This is a genomic window from Chitinophaga sp. 10T418 (genome assembly GCF_056394125.1).
In genome coordinates this window covers 643,084-662,590 of record NZ_JBFTHG010000002.1, presented here as the reverse complement: position 1 = coordinate 662,590, position 19,507 = coordinate 643,084, and the positions used below count along the sequence as shown (strand labels likewise).

Annotated in this window: 13 protein-coding genes; 11 read left to right on the top strand and 2 right to left on the bottom strand. The window is 45.1% G+C overall.

What is annotated here, in order from left to right; translation table 11 throughout:
• Positions 1-6: 6 nt before the first annotated feature.
• From AC1DCV_RS07065 to AC1DCV_RS07040, 6 genes are all read left to right on the top strand, one after another.
• The gene (locus AC1DCV_RS07065; protein ID WP_477022534.1) at positions 7-8,454 is read left to right on the top strand and encodes an RHS repeat domain-containing protein; all 8,448 of its coding nucleotides are present in this window, start codon (positions 7-9) and stop codon (positions 8,452-8,454) included.
• A 9-nt stretch (positions 8,455-8,463) separates the two neighbouring features.
• On the top strand, positions 8,464-9,192 hold the full coding sequence (locus AC1DCV_RS07060; protein WP_477022533.1) for a formylglycine-generating enzyme family protein: 729 nt from the start codon (positions 8,464-8,466) through the stop codon (positions 9,190-9,192).
• Positions 9,193-9,603: 411 nt separating this feature from the next.
• Complete coding sequence (locus AC1DCV_RS07055) at positions 9,604-9,882, top strand: hypothetical protein (protein ID WP_477022532.1); 279 nt, start codon at positions 9,604-9,606, stop codon at positions 9,880-9,882.
• Between the two features lie 412 nt (positions 9,883-10,294).
• Positions 10,295-10,993 (top strand): alpha/beta hydrolase, encoded by a 699-nt coding sequence (locus tag AC1DCV_RS07050; protein ID WP_477022531.1) that lies wholly within the window; start codon positions 10,295-10,297, stop codon positions 10,991-10,993.
• 178 nt (positions 10,994-11,171) lie between these two features.
• Positions 11,172-12,032, top strand: a complete 861-nt coding sequence (locus AC1DCV_RS07045) for a helix-turn-helix domain-containing protein (RefSeq protein ID WP_477022530.1) — start codon at positions 11,172-11,174, stop codon at positions 12,030-12,032.
• Between the two features lie 96 nt (positions 12,033-12,128).
• The gene (locus AC1DCV_RS07040; RefSeq protein ID WP_477022529.1) at positions 12,129-12,908 is read left to right on the top strand and encodes an alpha/beta hydrolase; all 780 of its coding nucleotides are present in this window, start codon (positions 12,129-12,131) and stop codon (positions 12,906-12,908) included.
• A 58-nt stretch (positions 12,909-12,966) separates the two neighbouring features.
• Here AC1DCV_RS07040 and AC1DCV_RS07035 read toward each other — a convergent pair whose 3' ends face one another.
• The gene (locus AC1DCV_RS07035; RefSeq protein WP_477022528.1) at positions 12,967-13,569 is read right to left on the bottom strand and encodes a DUF1349 domain-containing protein; all 603 of its coding nucleotides are present in this window, start codon (positions 13,567-13,569) and stop codon (positions 12,967-12,969) included.
• Positions 13,570-13,724: 155 nt separating this feature from the next.
• On the opposite strand from AC1DCV_RS07035, the gene AC1DCV_RS07030 reads away from it, so the two are divergent.
• The 4 genes from AC1DCV_RS07030 (at position 13,725) to AC1DCV_RS07015 (ending at position 17,431) form a co-directional block, all read left to right on the top strand.
• The gene (locus tag AC1DCV_RS07030) at positions 13,725-14,384 is read left to right on the top strand and encodes a PIG-L deacetylase family protein (protein WP_477022527.1); all 660 of its coding nucleotides are present in this window, start codon (positions 13,725-13,727) and stop codon (positions 14,382-14,384) included.
• On the top strand, positions 14,381-15,526 hold the full coding sequence (locus AC1DCV_RS07025) for a glycosyltransferase family 4 protein (protein ID WP_477022526.1): 1,146 nt from the start codon (positions 14,381-14,383) through the stop codon (positions 15,524-15,526). Before AC1DCV_RS07030 ends, AC1DCV_RS07025 begins: the two co-directional genes overlap by 4 nt.
• Positions 15,527-15,528: 2 nt before the next feature.
• The gene (locus AC1DCV_RS07020) at positions 15,529-16,716 is read left to right on the top strand and encodes a glycoside hydrolase 100 family protein (protein ID WP_477022525.1); all 1,188 of its coding nucleotides are present in this window, start codon (positions 15,529-15,531) and stop codon (positions 16,714-16,716) included.
• Positions 16,717-16,804: 88 nt separating this feature from the next.
• A complete protein-coding gene (locus AC1DCV_RS07015; protein ID WP_477022524.1) occupies positions 16,805-17,431 on the top strand; it encodes a hypothetical protein in 627 nt (208 codons plus the stop codon).
• Between the two features lie 60 nt (positions 17,432-17,491).
• Here AC1DCV_RS07015 and AC1DCV_RS07010 read toward each other — a convergent pair whose 3' ends face one another.
• Positions 17,492-18,751, bottom strand: a complete 1,260-nt coding sequence (locus AC1DCV_RS07010) for a hypothetical protein (RefSeq protein WP_477022523.1) — start codon at positions 18,749-18,751, stop codon at positions 17,492-17,494.
• Between the two features lie 120 nt (positions 18,752-18,871).
• Between AC1DCV_RS07010 and AC1DCV_RS07005 the strand changes: the two genes are divergently transcribed.
• A complete protein-coding gene (locus AC1DCV_RS07005) occupies positions 18,872-19,420 on the top strand; it encodes a GNAT family N-acetyltransferase (RefSeq protein WP_477022522.1) in 549 nt (182 codons plus the stop codon).
• Positions 19,421-19,507 lie beyond the last annotated feature (87 nt).

Genomic DNA, 19,507 nt, shown 5'->3' with positions numbered 1-19,507 from the left:
AAATATATGAAGACTATTTTGCTGAAAATGATTACCAGGTGTAGTTGTTTGTTACTATTACTGCTGTTAATGAATAATGTCCATGCTCAAAATGGCAGGGGCATTTTGTTGAAAAAAACACTGGATGGTAGCAAAGGACAGTTGGTCAAGGATTCTTCGGTAACCCTGAAGGATAGTATTTACTTTGATCCTGTTACCAAAGTAAAACTGGATGCGGCTTATTTTCTAAGGAACATTATCACGTTCCGGCTCAATGAATACGCCACTATTTACCTGGGAGCTCCTTTCACTGCTTCAGCAGATGTTCGTATATTTTATGTGAAGCCGGACGGGAATACAGATTCTTCTACAGTAACGCTGACACTTAATTACGATACGGCGCATACCTATACGCAGCGGAATAGTTTTGTATTTAGTAATGCACACCAGGTTACCGTAAAAGTATTGGGTATTACTACCAATGCGGGTAAAGATATTAGTGCTGCATTGGTACTGGATAATGAGATGGAGATCCGTCCGGTGTATAATTTATCCTGTACGGAGGATGTGATCAAGGCCATTAATTTTCAGCAACCCGTCAATGGAGATCAGGCCGATGAGTTGCCTGTTAGCTGGGAAGCTATTGTAGGGGCAGATGCGTATGACCTGGAATGGGCCTATATTGACTCCAGTGCCATCGAGGCAAAGGGCTGGACCACGCCGGATGTAAAAGATATTTTCGCTAATAATACCACCCGGGTTACCATTGCAGGTACCAATTACACGATTCCATTATTATATGATAAAGTAGGTGTTTTATATTTCCGTGTGCGTGCGGCACAGGAAAAACCTAATGACATACGGGTAGAAACAGATTGGAGTACAAAGTTCAGCGCAGGATTAGGACAATATAGTTTCAATGGACATCAGCGTAACCTGAACTGGCAATCGTCTATATCGTTTGCGGAAGATGGTAAGCGCAAAGTGGTGGTGCAGTATTTCGATGGTAGTTTACGTAACCGGCAAACGGTGACCAAAGATAATATCACACAGAACATCGTTGTAGCAGAGTCTTTTTATGATTACCAGGGAAGACCTGTTATCCAGGTGTTACCTACTCCTACGTTGGACAAGGTGATGAAATATACACCAGGGCTTAACTTACCGTTGAACGGGGTAGAATATGACAAAGACAACTACGACTACATTGCCGATGATACAGAGCTGGTGGGCGCCAGTGCCAAACGTATGGATACTACTTCCGGTACCAACCGGTATTATTCTCCTGCTAACCCGGAAGCAAATAAAGGGATGTCTCAGTATATCCCGGATGCGGAAGGATATGCATTCACCGAAACGGAGTACACACAAGATAATACCGGCAGAATAAGTCGGCAGAGTGGAGTAGGACCTACCTATCGGTTAGGCAGCAACCATGAAACCAAATATTATTATAACCGGCCAGTACAGTCTGAGTTAGATGCGTTGTTTGGGACGGAAGTTGGTGTGGCCTCCCATTATTTCAAGAATGCGGTTTCCGATGCCAACGGGCAGTTGTCTGTCAGCTACGTGGATATGCATGGCCGTACGATTGCTACAGCGCTGACAGGAGAAAGAGGGAATAAGAACCTGAACGATCTTCCTTCAAAGAAGTTGCTGACGGTTACTGATTCTTTGTCCGGCGTAGATAATAATATCATCACAGAACGTGGCATACAGAGTATGTTTCCGCTGCTGATAGATGCAGATAGTAGCCTGTGCAGCTTTAATTATCTGCTGGCTCCGCCTGTATTACAGAAAAAGGGATGCGATAGTACGATTACTTATTATACCGGTTTATATGATTTACGGATCCGCATTACCGATGATGTCCGCAACCAGCGTTTAGGCGGACAACCAGTAGAAGTGGTTTTCCGTAACTACGATCCGGCAGCTATCATTGCCGGGCAGCATCCATCTTTACCTGATACCATTAAAGTGTCCTTTAGCCGGATGCTTTATAAGGGCGTTTATAATGTGACAAAGACGCTTGAAATCAGTAAGCAGGCGATGGATTACTATCGCGACAGTATTTTCCTTCCATCGGCAGTATGTACTACGGTAGAGAAGTTAATAGAAAAGCAATTACAGGAAGCGCAAAAGAAGGATTGTCATCCTGTATGTGCAGGTTGTGATAGTCTGCATACCGATGGAGATGATATCAAATTGGCGATGTTGCAGGACATGATGCCTCCTTCCGGTCAGTATGCTGATTTGTCAAAAGCGACTGAAGCGTATTCCATATTTAAGGGCGGCAGTGATGGTTCCCGTGGTACTTATGCGCGTTCTGATATCCGGTATTACGATGAAGTGGGTGTGATTGATTCAGTAATGGATCCACTTACCCGCAAGAATGGCCTCCCTCAGGATTTATCGCCGGAGCAGTTTGCCGATGCCTTTAAATATTCCTGGGCTGATGCGCTGTTACCCTATCATCCGGAATATCAGAAGTGGAAAAACTATCAGGAAAATCTAAAAGGTGCTCAGTTGTGGGGCAAGGACTTTGAGGCAACAGCTACCTACTTTGCAGCCAAACAGAAAGGTTATCTTGATCCGATTGGAACCAATAGTCGTTTTGCGGGGACGGGCGCACACGATCCGCTGATGACAAAGAATTTTGGTGCGCTGAAAAGTGCACTGGAACAATATAGAGGAAGGAATTATTCTCTTTGGGTAATGGCAACACTGGCGGTAAAATGTCCTGACATGGCCGCCGGTTGCGTAGCGCTTAACCAGGAGGAGTCTGCCGCCTTTAATGAGACAACGATGTGTGGAGGTGATCTGGATATGGCATGGCGTTCCTTCCGCACCTTATACCTGCAGATCAGAAATGATGTGGTCAATGATTGGTTAGATGTTCCTGGTGGTGTAAAAGCGTCTACGTTATTGGGTATGAAAAAGATGCCTCACTTTTCATCGGTGAGGGATATGGCCGAGTATGTGACGCTGGGTGACCCGGGTCAGGATACGTCTAAAGCGAGTACGGTTGCAAAAGACGCGATGGCCAAAATGTATGATGATAACTGCCGGGCCTATGTGAAAGTATGGATGCAACAGCTGGCGCCGTGCAACTATGACTCTGCAGCCTTGCGTGAAATTACTGATAGCCTGGTGATTGTATGTAAAGGTGGTGCCGACCAGGATCATCCTTATGGTTCCAGGACAATGAAACAGCCGGTCCCAGGTGTACCAGGCAATTTTGAAGAAGTGATTGCCGGCTATAATGCGCGTCATCTGCCATTGAGAAATCCTTATGTGTGCAATGCGGAATTGCTGACCGATCCTTCTGCCTATGGTAAACAGGCGGCAGTGAGTAAGTCGGGTAGCTTCACGCGGCCGAAGTCCTGCGAGTGTGATAAGCTGCAGTCGCTCCGTAATGAATATAACCTGAAGAAAGAACCGACAGACATAGATTTATCTACTTACCTGCAGCGTACCCGTGGCGTAAAGATTCCACAATCAGATCTGAATGCGCTAATCGATGCCTGTACCAATACCACCCTGAATTGTAACTATCTTCAAAAACCAATTAATATTCCTGCATTACTGGATTGTAATGCGGCGCCAGCCTGTGTGCCTTGTTATGTTACTGATAGTTTGTATGCTAAATACTTACTGGCTTATCCTCAGTCGCAGCCAGCATTAAACCTGAGTAATGATTCAGTGCAAAATGCGAAGAACCGCTTGTTTGCAGCATATATGAATAACCGGCTGGGATATCATTACCTGGCTTATGACTATCTGAAATTTATAGACAGCTGTAGTAAAGGGCCTGTTCATACAAACCGAAATATTTGTGTGCCTGGTAGTGCTGAGAGTAAACGAATGATTAACATCTACTCCAACGGAGGTACAGATGTGATTACAGATGTACAAAATACTGCTGATGACGGATATATCCTGGCTGGTTATACGACCGGTTGCAGCAACGGTGGTAAAGATGGTTATATTATCAGGACCAATAAGAAAGGCGATCTGCTCTGGGCTAAAACCTATGGTGGCTCCGGTGATGACACCTTCTCTAAATTAACACCTACTCAGGATGGCGGCTATATTGCCATAGGCAGCACCAATTCTTACTGCTATGATCTGGGCGCTATGCTGATTGTGAAGCTGGATTCCAGTGGTAGTGTAGTATGGAATAAGGTGGTAGACTTTGGAAAAGACCACGGAGGACAGGGTAATGATATCATCGCCACTTCCGAAGGTGGCTATGCTTTTGCGGGTTTACGGAGTACAGCAGGGGTGAATACCGATTGGATAGGAGGCAGGCTAACCGCCACCGGAGAAATGATCTGGTTAAGGCAGGGGGGCTCTGCAGTGAACAGGGACGTAATTCACCTGTTAGAAACAAATGATACGCTGGTATATGCTTCCTCTATTATGGATGGTACCAACTTTGATGCGACACTTATCAAAGTAAGCAAGCAAACAGGTAATGGACTGGGAGGCAGCCAGTATGACCTGGAGGGAAGAGGCAATATTTGCAGCAATATCATAAAAACACCAACCGGTTACCGTTTGGTGATCGCTAATCTGAAAAATGCAGCTAATACCACCGTAAACGGGGTATTGATGGACGTGAGTACAGATGGTACCATTGTTAGTGCCAAAAAGATGCTGAATCCGGCTTCGTTCGATTCACAAACCGCTAATGTTTCCTGGGTAGTAGCTGGTACCAGCGATGGGGGTATGATTGCTTCCCAATCTACCAAAGATGCCTACTGGTATAAACTCGATGCCAATAACGTACCGAGGTGGGGTAGCCGCGTAAATATTCCGGCCACTGAATGGGTGACGCGTTTGGTGCAGAACCGTAGTGGTGGCTTTGCTGGTGTAGGATTAAACAACAATCATGCGATGCTGATGCTGGCGGATGCTCAGGGAAAGACCGGGTGTACTGATTTGCCGGAATCGCTGGGTGTTGTTGACATCACCGGTGCGGCTGTTAAAAAACAAATGGGCGCCCTGGCGGATGTGGTGTTGACCACTAACAATATCAGCACGGTGGCTATCGTTGAGAGAGCATGTACACCAGCATTTAGCACAGAGAGCTGCCCGGGTATAGACAGTTGTTATGAGCTGTTGGAAGGTCCGTTGTTATGTGGTAATACGGAAGCTACCTTCCCGGATATCACTGTCCCTGAAATCACTAATTGTTCTGATAGTTCGATCTTTGCAGATGCAAAAGGAAGAGAGCTATTCAATGTATATCGTGATTCACTGATCAATGATTTTGACAGGTCTTACCTGAGAACGGCTTTATCTGCTGTTAATGGAGAGCAGTTTGCTGTGCAGCATGCCAGCTACGAGCATCATTATACCTTGTATTATTACGATCAGGCAGGTAACCTGGTGAAGACGATTCCTCCTGCCGGCGTTGTGAAAGATGCCACACCTGATTGGGCCCGTCGCGTAGCAGCAGCACGGGCAGCGGGTCAGACTTTAGTACCTGCTCATACCATGGCTACTCAGTACCGCTACAATACCTTAAATCAGGTGGTGGCGCAGTATTCTCCGGATGGTAACCTGAGCCATTTCTGGTATGACCGTTTAGGCAGACTAGCGGTATCTCAGAACAGGAAACAGGCACTCGCTAACGCTTACAGCTATACGCTTTATGACTACCTTGGCCGTATTACAGAAGTCGGAGAAATTTCCAGTAGTGCTGGCATGACACCGGAGATTTGCCGGGATGCGACTTCATTGTCTCAATGGATCGCAGTAGCAGGTAACAGCAGAGCGCAGATTACCAGAACGGTGTATGATTTGCCCAATACCTTCCTGGAACAGGATATCTGGCAGGCTAAGAATCTGCGCAACCGGGTTTCCTGGAGTGCCGTTTACAATCATATTGCAGATACTATACCTGGTGGTCAGGCTTCTGCCACCTATTATAACTATGACATTCACGGCAACGTGCGTACGTTGTTGCAGGATTATAGCGCCAATACGCCTAACCCTGGTAACCGCTTTAAGAAGATTGAATATAACTATGATCTGATTAGTGGAAAAGTAAATGCTGTTAGCTACCAGCCTGGTCAGCGGGATGCATTCTATCACCGCTATAGTTATGATGCGGAAAACAGGATCACCAATGTTGAAACCAGCCGAGATAGCATTTATTGGGAGAATGATGCCTACTACCAGTATTATAAACACGGACCTTTAGCCAGATCCGTTATCGGACAGCAACAGGTACAGGGACTGGATTACGCTTATACGCTTCAGGGATGGCTCAAGGGAGTTAATAGTACCACTGCTACCAGCGCCTTTGATATAGGGAAAGATGGTGCTAAAGATGGTATTACTGCACAAGACGCCTTTGGCTTTGCGTTACATTATTTTGGTGATAGTGATTATAAGCCAATAAACAGTAGCGTCCGTCCATTTGCATCTGCTGGGGGCACCTTACAATCACTGTTTAATGGCAACATCAGCGCCATGAGTGTAAATATTCCTAAGGTAGGTCCGCCGCTGATGTATTCTTATACATATGACGCGCTGAACAGACTGGTAGCGCTGAACACCGCACATAACCTGAATGCAGCTACGAATACCTGGGCTCCTATTAACGTGTCTGACTTTGGAGAAAGAATCAGTTATGACCCTAATGGTAACATATTGACATATGATCGTCATGGTAACTATACCTGGGCAGGGAAGTCAATGTCGATGGATAGCATGCGATATCACTATGAGCCAGGTAAGAACCAGTTACTGTCGATCAGCGATGATGTATCGCCTGGTGCATATGATAATGATATTGATGGTCAGGTAAGCAATAACTATGTATATGATAGTATTGGCAACCTTGTACATGATGAGCAGGCAAAAATTGACATAGAGTGGAATATATACGGAAAAATTAAACAAATAAAGAAGGCCGACAGCTCCACCATCGTTTATACTTATGACGTTGCCGGTAACCGTATCAGTAAAGTTGCCAAAGGAATAGAGACGCGCTATATCAGGGATGCTTCCGGCAACGTGATGAGTGTGTATGTGAGCGGTGATCAGTCTATCAATAGTGGCTTACTTAGCCAGACAGAAACACATCTTTATGGCAGCAGCCGACTGGGAATCAACAACATGGCTATCCAGGTGCAGAATGATGATACTACGCAGTTGGTAAGATTGCAAGGGTTAGGTTTCGGAACGTTTGCTACCTTTGTTCGAGGCAATAAGTTCTTTGAATTAAGTAATCACCTGGGGAATGTGCTGGCAACTGTGACGGATGCCAAGAAAGCAATATCCGTGAATGGCAATACAGTGGACCATTACGAGGCAGCCGTGGCGAGTGCGCAGGATTATGCGCCGTTTGGTATGGGGCTGCAGGGAAGAGGGTTTGATGCGGGGAGATATAGGTATGGGTTTAACGGGAAGGAGAATGATAATGAGGTGAAGGGAGAGGGGAATCAGCAGGATTATGGGATGAGGGTATATGATCCTAGGATAGGGAAGTTTTTATCACTAGATCCTTTACAGGCGCAATTCCCGTATTTAACACCATATCAATTTTCAGAGAATTGCCCTATTCGATTTATTGATTTAGATGGTAGAGAATCGTGGGATGCATTTTTGAAAATGCTTCAAGAGAAGGGTAAAGCTGCTTTAGGAAATGCGAAGGCAAATGCTAAGACAGTAGCTACACATACTTATTCAATGGGATTGGGAGCTCTTAATGCGTATTCCAGTAATCAGATTATGGGAGTAGGTAGAAAAAGTGCAAGCGAATTTCAAAAGCTAACAAATGCTTCGGGAAGTCATGCTCGAGCTTACGCTACTGGGCAAATAATTGGAGATATTGGAAGCTTTATACAGGGGGCTTCAGAAATGACTGGTGGTGCAGCGGGAGCACCAGCAACAGTGGGAATATCATTAACAGTTTCGGCTCATGGTTTTTCTGTGGCTGGATCTTCATTAATTAACGCGTATAAGACGATTGGAGATCTTTCGGATATTAATGAAGGAGAGGCAAACTCTAATCAGGGAAGTGAGAGAATGGATGTTTGGTACGAAATACCTGCTGAGCATGCAACGGATGGTAAAGCACGTCTTGGAGCATGGGGAGAGTTGGTAAATGGGGAATACTCAACCTTTTTTGACTTAAAAGATATGACAACTGGGAAGCATTATGCTCAAAAAGGGACGCCTGAGGGAAAGGAGATATATGGGATTTTGTATAACAAAGTTGTTGGCGCTGGGGGTAAAGTTAGAGCTATTGTAGGGAACTGGCGTTATGGAGATAATTTAAAAAAGTTTAACGATTTACTGATATTATACAAAGATGAATCCAAGGCTGCATTGGAAACCTTTACAGGCGGTTTGGCCAAGGGGTTAGGATTTACAAAAGTAGAAAGCCTGACTGGAACAAAAAACGCAGATGGAACTTATCAGAATGTGCGCATATTGTTCACAAAACCATCAAAATAGACTAAGAATATGCTATCATTTAAGTTAAACGAAAAGGAAACTATATATTTTGCTTGGTGTCCTCCCGGGTATTACAACCAACCTACCATAGGAACTTCATTGTGTATTAAAACGGAGGAGGAGGAAGTTCGGGTATCTTTTACCAAGGGATTCTGGATTACTGTAACTCCGATTACTAACGGTCAATGGAGAGCTATTACTGGAGATGAGTTTTTTGGGGGTGATTTTTCAGATATTATGCCGGTATATGGTCTGGATTTTAGAATGACAAATGATTTTATTGATCGATTAAATGCTCTTCAGTTGGTTACTGGTGAAGAACACAATCAAGTGTTGTTTGTATTGCCGAACTATCTGCAGTCGCGATATGCCTGTATAAGTAAAGCGTCGCCCGAAACTCCCAATTTCTGGGAAATTGATACTAACAAATTTGAAGATTTTTCATGGTTTAAAGAGAATAGCAATAATAAAATACATGAAGTAGCTAGAAAACATGCGTCGCCTTGGGGATTATTTGATATGTACGGAAATGTAATTGAAATGTCATTGGATATAGCTACAGAGTCTTTGCAGGCAGAGTTAGTGGACCCTCAAAGTGTACATGGTATTTTATTCTCTGTTGGAGGTGGGTATGATGATACTTTGGAAGAATGTGTCACTATGACGAATGCAGTTCTTACTATTGAGAACGAGTACATGGAGTCATACGGATTTAGATTGATCTGTCATGTAATTTAATATAGGCAGGGTTTCAATCTCTTTAGGTTACTGAAAGGGAGATAGATAAATAGAGTAACTTACCTGAATTAGCAAAAGAGAACATGACCCTCATTTTCCTAAATCAAAGTACCTGCGTTTTATGTGGCGATATACTCCGGGAATATGGGCTTTGGCTTGTTTACTTCGAATAAAAATGAATCGCTGTACCAGTTTAATTTCCTGCGGATAGATAGGCGGAACCTTTCAAAGTGGAATTTAAATTGGCATCACTTCCCATAGCACATATAAATCTAGATGGCATAGAAAAAACTGGCTTTAGTATTGAATCTAAATAAAACCTTTATGTAATAATAGCAATACATATCTTTATGCAATACTACCACCTAAACAATTATGAAATACATTTTTACACTACTATGCCTTTTTTGTGTGCACCACCTGTCCGCACAAAATTCCCTTGTCACTCATCAATTCATCCAACAAAAAGTAGCAGCTGGTTACTTCCGTCAACGCCCGGCCACTACTATCCCTACGGATAACAAGTGCATCACTGTTGCCGAAGCCAAGGCCTGGTTATTTTTAGATGAAACGAAATTACCAACAAACGGAAGAATGCCTTGGTGGAGTGAACTGGTGCCGGCGAGTGTAGCACTCTTTAGAGAGAACAGACTCCATAGCAAAATAGTAAAGGCATATGCTGTTATTTAAACTTAAACGGCATCGGGTATATCAATAAGTGAGTATAACTTAGTTATTACAGGGCAAAATAGGTCCTTAAAAAATAACACAGCAGCATTGACCTGGGCTAATTTGAGCCCGGGGCATCTCCTCTTTCGCACATTAAGCCTACTGCCTTCTACGCAGTAGGCCATTGATTCAAATCCCTGATTTCTCCCCAATAAATACGACACGAGCATCTGACTACGGATCAGAGGCCCACATCCCATTATAGTGCAAGCTCAGAAACGGGTTTAGATCGTTACGCACAGATGATTCAACCACGAATTTTAAAAAAGGGAATTAATTACAAATAGACGGGAAATATGTTCATTATCCACCCTCTCTTTTCGCTGCACCTTTGTAATGTCAACACAAACAAAAACGCTAAAAACTAAACAAAATGGAAAATCAAGCAGTAAAAAACGTAGTATTAGTACATGGTGCATTCGCTGATGGTTCTGGATACAAAGGTGTTTATGAGCATCTTACCAAACAAGGCTATCATGTTACAGTGGTGCAAAACCCATTGACTTCTCTTGAAGACGATGTAATTGCAACGAGGCTTGCACTGGACAACCAGGATGGTTCTGTTATCCTGGCTGGCCACTCCTGGGGCGGTGCGGTGATCACAGAGGCAGGAACCCATCCTAAAGTTGCCGGGTTGGTTTATATCGCCGCCTTCCAGCCAGATAATAATGAAACCGCTTTGCAATGGTTTCAGGCTGCCCAACCTGCTCCGGAGAATGGGGTGCTGCCTCCCGATGAAAAAGGCATTGTCTATTATGATAAAGCAAAGTACCATGCGGGTTTCTGTGGTGATCTGAGCAAGGAAGATGCTGAGTTTATGTATGCTTCACAGGGTGCGTTTTACGGCAAATGCTTTGTAAGTCCGATTACGGAGGCTGCATGGAGAACCAAACCTACATTTGGTATCGTGGCTACGGAAGATAAAAGTATCAACCCCGATATCCAGCGTAGTATGTATAGTCGCTCTAATACCAAGTTTACCGAAATCAAAGGCAGCCATGCCGTTTATGTTTCACAACCGCAGAAAGTTGCTGCTGTCATCGCAGATGCGGCACAATTCGTGTCCATCTGATAATAAGGCTCTTCAATTCTTCCACAGACCCCATTTGCCACCAGCGGCAAAATGGGGCCAGTGGATTTGATGATAGCACTTAAACTTTGGGCTTCCATTCTTCTTTCGTATTTTGGGTATTGATCAAACGGCATTTGTTTACCGTGCAGCATTTCAATTATCATTTATTAAATCAGGAATGAAGCTTAGAATAAGGGAAGATAATACAGGCGGGGAGTTGCTGCTTTTTAAGGAGGAAGCAGGTTTTGACCGGTTGTTTTTCTCCAAAGACCGGTTCAATAAATATTTTACGATTGCCTGGAATCCGGGAGAAAGCCAGACTGTTACCATCGATGGGATTGACCATGAATTTCCCGGCAATACGTTGCTGACGCTCTTGTTTAGCCAGTCTTTCAGCTTTGAAAATTCCGAAAGTATTATTGCCTGGCAATTTAACCGGGAATTCTATTGTATTATCGATCATGATAGTGAAGTGAGTTGTGTGGGGTTCTTGTTTAGCAGTACAGATCATATGTTCGTTAAGCTGAATGATCATGCTCAGCAAAAGTTGCAACTGCTATCAGATGTTTTCATTGAAGAATTAAATACCTCGGATCATATCCAGAATGAAATGCTCCTGGTGTTATTAAAGCGCTTAATCATTTACGTAACCCGGTTAGCGAAATCAGGATATGTGCCTGTTAAAAAACTTCACGACGAAAGGTTTCATATCATTCGAAAGTTCAACCTGCTGGTAGAAGCACATTTCAAGTCGGAGCACTCCGTTAGTTTTTATGCGCAGCAGCTCTGCAAGTCCCCCAAAACATTATCTAATCTTTTTGCGATTTTTAATCAGAAAACGCCTTCACAGATCATCCAGGAAAGAATCACCGTGGAAGCAAGACGGCTATTGAGTTATACCGACAAATCAATTAAACACATCACTTTTGAACTCGGATTTGAAGACGTAGCCTATTTCTCCAACTTCTTCAAAAAAAATATAGGGGTATCGCCTTCGGATTTCAGAAATTCTCCGGGAATAGCTAAAGAAGGGAAATAATCACAACTAATCGGGAAATGCGCTCATCGCTGCCACCTGCTTTTCATCGCATCTTTGTATCGTTGATTCAAACAAAAAACTTCAACAACAAAAACGATGACAAAGTCAATATTTAAAAGCGCTATCCTGGCCTTAACAGTGGCCCTTTCCACCTTATTTGGTGCAGTAACTGAAGCAAATGCACAAGTAGTAAAAAATATAGTATTGGTACACGGCGCGTTCGCAGACGGCTCTGGTTACAAAGGCGTTTATGAAGCCCTGACCAAACAGGGATACCATGTCACTATTGTACAAAATCCTTTGACCTCTTTGGAAGATGATGTGGCTGCAACAAAGCTTGTGCTGGATGCGCAGGATGGTCCTACGATTCTTGCCGGTCACTCCTGGGGTGGTGCGGTTATTACACAGGCAGGAAATCATCCGAAAGTTGCCGGGCTGGTGTATATCGCCGCTTTCCAGCCAGATAATAATGAAACAGCTTTACAATGGTTCCAGACTGCCCAGCCTGCACCAGAAAATGGCGTATTGCCTCCTAATGAAAATGGTATTGTTTACTATGATAAAGCAAAGTTCCATGCAGGTTTCTGCGGTGATCTGAGCAAAGTAGATGCGGAGTTTATGTATGCGTCACAGGGCGCCTTTTACGGCAAATGTTTTGTGACCCCGATTACGGAGGCTGCATGGAGAACCAAACCTGCATTCGGTATTGTAGCTACGGAAGATAAAAGTATCAATCCCGATATCCAGCGTAATATGTATAAACGTTCCAATACAAAGGTGACAGAGATCAAAGGTAGTCACGCTGTGTATGTATCACAACCACAGAAAGTAGCTGCTGTAATCATTCAGGCCGCCAAAGAAGTATCCCATAAATAATTCCAGCAACGGGGCATCACAAAATTAATAAGCGCGGCTACCAGCCGCGCTTATTTGATTATTTCAAAGGCACCACATTAAAATCTTCAAAAACCACATTAAATGGTAATTTCCCGGGAGCCGCTGCCACAGGGCCTATCTGCACTTTTCCACCCGGAGGGAAGTACGCCAGGCGAAGCATATCAAATTTTTTATTATCAAAAGAATATTCAATCTGTACATAATCCCCTTTACGCAGCATTTTCAGCCACATACTTTTAGGGCTGTCATGACGCGGCACAACTGACCAGTCAGATACTTCACGGGTTACTACAGCGCTTACATTCTGTACGCCATCTACATATTCAATACCGGTTTTAATCCAGTTTTTGTCGTTGGTGCGGATCATCAGGCCGGCCTGATGAAACAGTTCCTTATATTGACCGGTAATTTTTACGGTGGCTGTAAAATCACCTTCCTGTTCCTGGTAGTAAAACGGGCCGTTGTCGCGGATAAATCCGTAGTGGGTTACCTGCCAGTAATCGGTGCCGGGATCAACGGTGACGTTGATTTTATTATCGGCGGCAGACCATTTTTTCGGTGTATTATACCATTGCATTGTTTGTGCTTTAAGTCCCATGCTGAGTGCTATGAAAGCGGAGATAGCTACAAGTCTTTTCATGATGTTTCCGTAAAATTTCATGTAAGATCATAAATAAATGCTGGAAGTAATAATTAATGAGGAAAACGAAGTAAAATATGCTTTGTTACCCTCCCTGAGTTTCAGTAACTTCAAGAACCATGCATTAACCCTCCCATCAAATTAAAATAGCCATCATGAGTATAGATAACCCTGTAATAAAGAGCCAGAAAGCCGCGGCAATAATAGTAGCACATCCTGACGATGAAACTTTGTGGGCAGGAGGCACTATCCTGTATCATGAACATTGGGACTGGACAGTGGTGAGTCTTTGCAGAGCCAGTGATACAGACCGGGCGCCTAAATTTTTCAAAGCATTACAGGTATTCGGAGCGCAGGGGATTATGGGAGATATGAATGACGGCCCGGAACAAACGCCGCTGCCGCTGACAACCGTAGAAAAGCAGGTCCTGACGCTGCTGCCTGTGCAACATTATGACCTTATTATTACGCATCATCCACAAGGAGAATATACACGACACCTGCGCCATGAAGAAGTAAGCCGGGCAGTGATCCGGTTGTGGCAGCAAGGTAAAATTATAGCAGATGAACTGTGGGTATTTGCATATGAAGACGGGCTGAAGGCCTATTATCCGGAAGCAGTACCCGAAGCTACTATTTACCATGTGCTGGAGAAAGACATCTGGCAACGCAAATATGAGGTAGTCACTAATACTTATGGTTTTAAGAGCGATAGCTGGGAAGCAGCCACTACACCATTGGCGGAGTCATTCTGGTGTTTTAGTGATCCGGAAGAAGCGCTGCAATGGCTGAACAGTTTACCACCTGAATTATGAAAGTACTATTGTTGTATGATTATCCGCCCGCACCGGGTGGACTCGCAACGCAAGGGGATTTATTGTACCGCGGTTTGCTGGAAATAGGGGTAGAGGCCTTTTCGGTCCACTATGATTCTCCATTGGAAAAGGAGTGGTACTACCGTTGGTTTAAGCCCGATGTGGTACTCGGAGTAGGCTACTGGGGACATACGCCCCAGTTGATCCTGCATCCGCAGAAATTCGGGCTGCAGGCAGTTCCCTGGCTGGTGGCAGACGGATACATTGCCAACTACCAGGATGTGCTCAATAAACTGCCGCTGATACTCGTAACTTCTCAATGGGTGAGAGAAATGTATATCCGCGATGGCATCAGCGGTGAGAAGATAATGGTATTACCCGTGGGATGTAATACAGACAAGTTTACTCCCGTGGCCCGGGATCACCCGCAGGTAAGTGCCGTGCGGGAATCGTTGGGGATAGCGCCGGATGAGCTGATGTTGCTGACAGTAGGAGGAGATGCCTGTTCCAAGGGAGCCAGAGAGGTGATGCAGGCGTTGGCAGCATTAGAAGATAAGGTACCATCCAACTGGAAGTATATCTGCAAAGTATGGCCGCAGCCCCGTACCCGGCTGCAGAATGAATCGGACCTGGAGCTGGCGGCACAACTGGGACTCACAAGCAAAGTACAGTATGTAACCAGTATCGTATCCAGGAATTATATGCCTTACCTGCTCAATGCCTGCGATATTTATGTGGCGCCATCCCGGCTGGAAGGATTTGGCATGCCGCAGATAGAAGCAGGGGCCTGTGAAAAACCGGTGATCGGCATTCATGCAATGGGCATGCTGGATACACTGGTGCATGAAGAAACAGCGCTAATGGCAGGTGTGGCAGAGCGGATTGTAGTGAATGAAGTCATTTTAGGATTGGAGTCTGGTTTTACGGCTGATCATAAAGTTGTATTTGGTACCCCCCGTACGGTAGACTATAGGGCAGATGTGAATGATATCGGCCGGTATTTACAACGGTTAATGAACGATCCGGCGTACAGGGATCAGTTAGGAAAGGCAGCACGGCAAAGGGTAGCAGATAAATTTGATTATCGTACGGTAGCCCGGCAATTTGTGCGGGTGTTGAATGAAAAACTTAATATTCATTGAACATGGAAGCATCCACCTGGTTAACAATAACCGCGGCAAGAGACGCTGCTTTGCAGGTACTACTGCATAATGTGAACGGGCCGTTTCATGGTTTGCCGCGCACGGCCGGATGGGGATACCCTGAACCTTATACGAGAGATTTGCTGCTGTCATTTTTTGGTATAGCCGTTACCGGTAATGAAGTGCTGATAAAAAGTATCAGGAAAGTGCTGGAAACACTGGCGAAAAATCAAACCCCACATGGACATATTGCTTCACTGGTACATGATAAAGAAGATCTGGGATCGAGTGACAGCACGCCTTTGTTTCTCCTGATTACAGGCATGTACCGCAAACTCACCAATGATCCCACGTTCCTGGAAGAGGCGGTGAACAGGTCCCTGACCTGGATGGAATATCAGAGTCCTTCTGATCGTTTCCTGGTAGCGCAGCAACCTACCAGCGACTGGCGCGATGAGCAATGGGTACTTGGCTATGGCTTATTTGTAAATACGCTGGTGTACAGCTATCTGCGCATACTGGGGCAACATGCGCGGGCGGATCGCGTAAAGCAGGACATGGGGCGTTTTACGATCACCGGGGGCGTACAGCATCGTCATGTACATGAAGGGCTGATGGTAAAACATAAACCGTATTATGCGATGTGGTCCTATAAGGTGTTGAGCAGTGAACGGTTTGACTTGCTGGGCAATAGTCTGGCTATTCTTTCCGGCATTGCGGCACCTACCAGGGCTGCGGAAATGGTGTCCTGGATTGAAGAAGAATGCGGGGAGCTGATGAAAAACGGGCAGTTATCCGTAAAACTGCCTCCTAACTTCTTCCCCTATACGAAACCCGGTGATTACGACTGGCATGAACGATATGCGATGTATAACCTGCCGGGCGAGTACCATAACGGTGGGATCTGGCCCTTTATCTGTGGCTTTTATGTGGCGGCACTGGTGGCAGCAAAAAAGTATAAGCTGGCAGAAGAAAAGCTGATTGAATTAACCCGCGTTATTACTATTTCCAACAGCGGCACCCTGGAATATGGATTCAATGAGTGGCTGAAAGCACAGGATGGCACTGCAAAAGGGCAGGAGTGGCAAACCTGGAGTGCTGCACTGTATCTGTATGCTGTACGTTGTGTGGAAGAAAGACGTACACCATTTTTTGAAGAGATGAGAGTTGGCGAAGGCGCTGTCAGCTAGATAAGTATCCTATACATTCCCTTTTACAGTACAATGAATGGTAGTATCTTCGCTGCCATAATCCCGTTGTAATACCAAATTTATGAAGATGAGCGCCTTTAGATCCCTGCTCCTGTTAGCTAGTTTTAGTTTATCGTTTGCTGCCTGTAATCTTGAAATGGCCGGACCGGATGTGAATCCTGTTTACCCGCCTGGTACACCTCCTCCTGTAACACCACCTGCAGGCAGTGCTAAAATAGAAGGCACCTGGAATTTTGTGGGTGTAACGGTAAAGAGCAGTACCTCCCAGAGAGAGAGCGGGGTCACCATGAAATCATATAGTGAATATACAACAACGGCTAATGCGGGTGTTTTTGTTTTTGATGGTAAAAATATCACCGTCACAGGACTGGCTTACTCTATCAATGGCACTATGAAAATGACGGTGAGTGCCCCTGGCATACCTTCTCAGGATGTGACCCAGCCCATCGTTGTGACTGTACCTCCTTATGATGTTGTTTCTCCCTACAAAGAAATAGGTGCGAATAAGATTCACATGGATGAAGGATTTGTGGGTGATCCGACCGGAATGGGAGGAGCTCCTACGCAAGGTGCCGATGCGACAGTAGTGGTGGAAGGCGATAATATGACCATGACGATTGACCTCAGCCAGGTGGTAGTACCGGGTACGGAGGTGTCGGGATCACAGGTGGCTAAATTTGTAAGGAAAAAATAAATAGTTGACGACTATAAAAAAGTAAAGGGTGACCATCACGGTCGCCCTTTACTTTTTCCCCTATTGCTTTGCATCTGTTGCCTGCCATATCTCTTTAATTGTCTCCTCTGTATTCATCCCATCCGGGCAATCTGCAGAACGGGTGTTCGCCCGGAATTTCAACCTGGGTTTCTTATAGTCCAACGTAACGATGCGTGTTACCGGCATTTGTAAGTGACCATTTGTATCATGAGAGGCCACCCATGCATGGGCATACCGTAACCAGTCGTTGCGGTATTGCTCCGGTTGCTGATAAAACCAGCTGATCTCATCATAGCCCCAGGGGTAGATGGTGGTGGTATCTGGTACACCGGGATGATTACTAACACCAAAATTATCCAACTCTACAAGATAAGGCATGGACGCGGCTTTCCAGCCACTGGGTGAAATGCCGCCTTTGCTTCTCCCAAAGAGGGCATCAGTAAAACCCATCTGAAGGATACCTTGTTGCGGATGTTCGGGAACGGATTTGATGCGCAGTGGAAAGGAGTTGAAATCAAGTAAACTTTCCCCATTTACCACCATACCTCCGGATGGGGTATGGGCATCGAGTAGTACCCAGTGATGGCGGGTATGATCTTTGGCGTAGGCGCGCAATTTTTCCAGGAATGCTGCCCAGGTGGTCAATGCAGGATCTTCCATGCCGATAAGCGCGATCTGTCCCAGGTGGAGGGCTTCACAGCCTATTTCCATGTAGGTGCCGGCGAGGAACATAAACCATAGCTGTGTTTCTTTGCGGGTAATATCGGGTACGCTGTTGCCTTTGCTCCAGTGGTTCACAAGTTTCCCATTGAGATTGAGCATGTCGTCATAACGGAAATGCCGTTGTTCCGCGGGGTATCCCAGTGCCTTAAAAGCCCAGTCGGGTATGGGGATGGTGTTGACCTGTCCGGTGATCTGTTCAAATAATGCTGCCTGAAAAACTATTTCCTGATCGCTTTTCTGTACTTCCTGTACCAGGCGTTTGGCATTGGCCAGGTAATCTTTGTTGGCGAGTACTGCTTCGCTTCCCCAGCGATAAATCGCTCTGCCGATAAACTTTGCACCCAGGTTGTGAATCAGGCGGATATCATCTTCTTTGTTGGGATAGGGGGCATCTAATGCGTAAGGGTCTACGGCCAGGAATTCGGTCATGGTAACGGCATGATCGAGGTAATGTTCCAATAGAGGCCGGGAAATACCCTTTTCATTAAAGGCGGGTTGCTGCGCGTGGATGGCAGTTGTACCCATCATAAATACTGCCAGCAGTGTTGCTGCCGGACGCTGAGTGACTAATCGCATGTCGTGGAATAAATTTTGAAAACAAGATACTTTTTTTTACCAAAGCATTCCTACATTTAGGATGTGTGGTACAACCGTTTTTATGCTATATTTAGTTTCTAAAAACGAGCCACGTAAACCATGAAAGCACTGTCGGATCAATTCCCCGTACTGCAAACCCCACGCCTGCACCTCATTGAAATACAACATGCCCATCAACCGGATCTGTTTTATCTTTTAACAGATAAGCGGGTAACGGAATACTATCATGTAGTGCCGTTAACGGAGGTGGGAGATGTAAGAAGAGTAGTGGATTTTTTAAAGCAACGTTTTTTAGATAAGCTGGGTATCCGCTGGGGGATTGCTTTAGCAGGCCGGCAGGACCTGATTGGTATGATTGGTTTCAACAGTTTTGTGCCGGGTCATAAAGGTGTGCTGGTGTTTGCGCTGGTGCAGGAGTATTGGGGCAAAGGGTATATGACCGAAGCGATAGCAGCGGTACTGGAATACGGTTTTACTACTTTGGAGCTGAAGAGGATTGAAGCGGAGGTGTTGCCGGGCAATAAGGCTTCCGAGAAGGTATTGACAAAGACCGGCTTCCGTCATGAAGGATTACTGCAACAATGGATGCTTTGGGACGACAAAGCCTATGATATCAATATGTATGCGCAGCTGCCGCCGCACCAGTAAAGTATCTTTACTGAACCATTTGCTTAGGGGCACGACAATCATTTGCCCTGGCAGGACGGTACAATAAAGACACTACAGGTAAGATTA

Excerpts from the sequence above, each read along its gene's own strand:
- AC1DCV_RS07065 (WP_477022534.1), top strand. The coding sequence starts at position 7 with ATGAAGACTATTTTGCTGAAAATGATTACCAGGTGTAGTTGTTTGTTA.
- AC1DCV_RS07060 (WP_477022533.1), top strand. The coding sequence starts at position 8,464 with ATGCTATCATTTAAGTTAAACGAAAAGGAAACTATATATTTTGCTTGG.
- AC1DCV_RS07050 (WP_477022531.1), top strand. The coding sequence starts at position 10,295 with ATGGAAAATCAAGCAGTAAAAAACGTAGTATTAGTACATGGTGCATTC.
- AC1DCV_RS07045 (WP_477022530.1), top strand. The coding sequence starts at position 11,172 with ATGAAGCTTAGAATAAGGGAAGATAATACAGGCGGGGAGTTGCTGCTT.
- AC1DCV_RS07040 (WP_477022529.1), top strand. The coding sequence starts at position 12,129 with ATGACAAAGTCAATATTTAAAAGCGCTATCCTGGCCTTAACAGTGGCC.
- AC1DCV_RS07035 (WP_477022528.1), bottom strand. The coding sequence starts at position 13,569 with ATGAAAAGACTTGTAGCTATCTCCGCTTTCATAGCACTCAGCATGGGA.
- AC1DCV_RS07030 (WP_477022527.1), top strand. The coding sequence starts at position 13,725 with ATGAGTATAGATAACCCTGTAATAAAGAGCCAGAAAGCCGCGGCAATA.
- AC1DCV_RS07025 (WP_477022526.1), top strand. The coding sequence starts at position 14,381 with ATGAAAGTACTATTGTTGTATGATTATCCGCCCGCACCGGGTGGACTC.
- AC1DCV_RS07020 (WP_477022525.1), top strand. The coding sequence starts at position 15,529 with ATGGAAGCATCCACCTGGTTAACAATAACCGCGGCAAGAGACGCTGCT.
- AC1DCV_RS07015 (WP_477022524.1), top strand. The coding sequence starts at position 16,805 with ATGAGCGCCTTTAGATCCCTGCTCCTGTTAGCTAGTTTTAGTTTATCG.
- AC1DCV_RS07010 (WP_477022523.1), bottom strand. The coding sequence starts at position 18,751 with ATGCGATTAGTCACTCAGCGTCCGGCAGCAACACTGCTGGCAGTATTT.
- AC1DCV_RS07005 (WP_477022522.1), top strand. The coding sequence starts at position 18,872 with ATGAAAGCACTGTCGGATCAATTCCCCGTACTGCAAACCCCACGCCTG.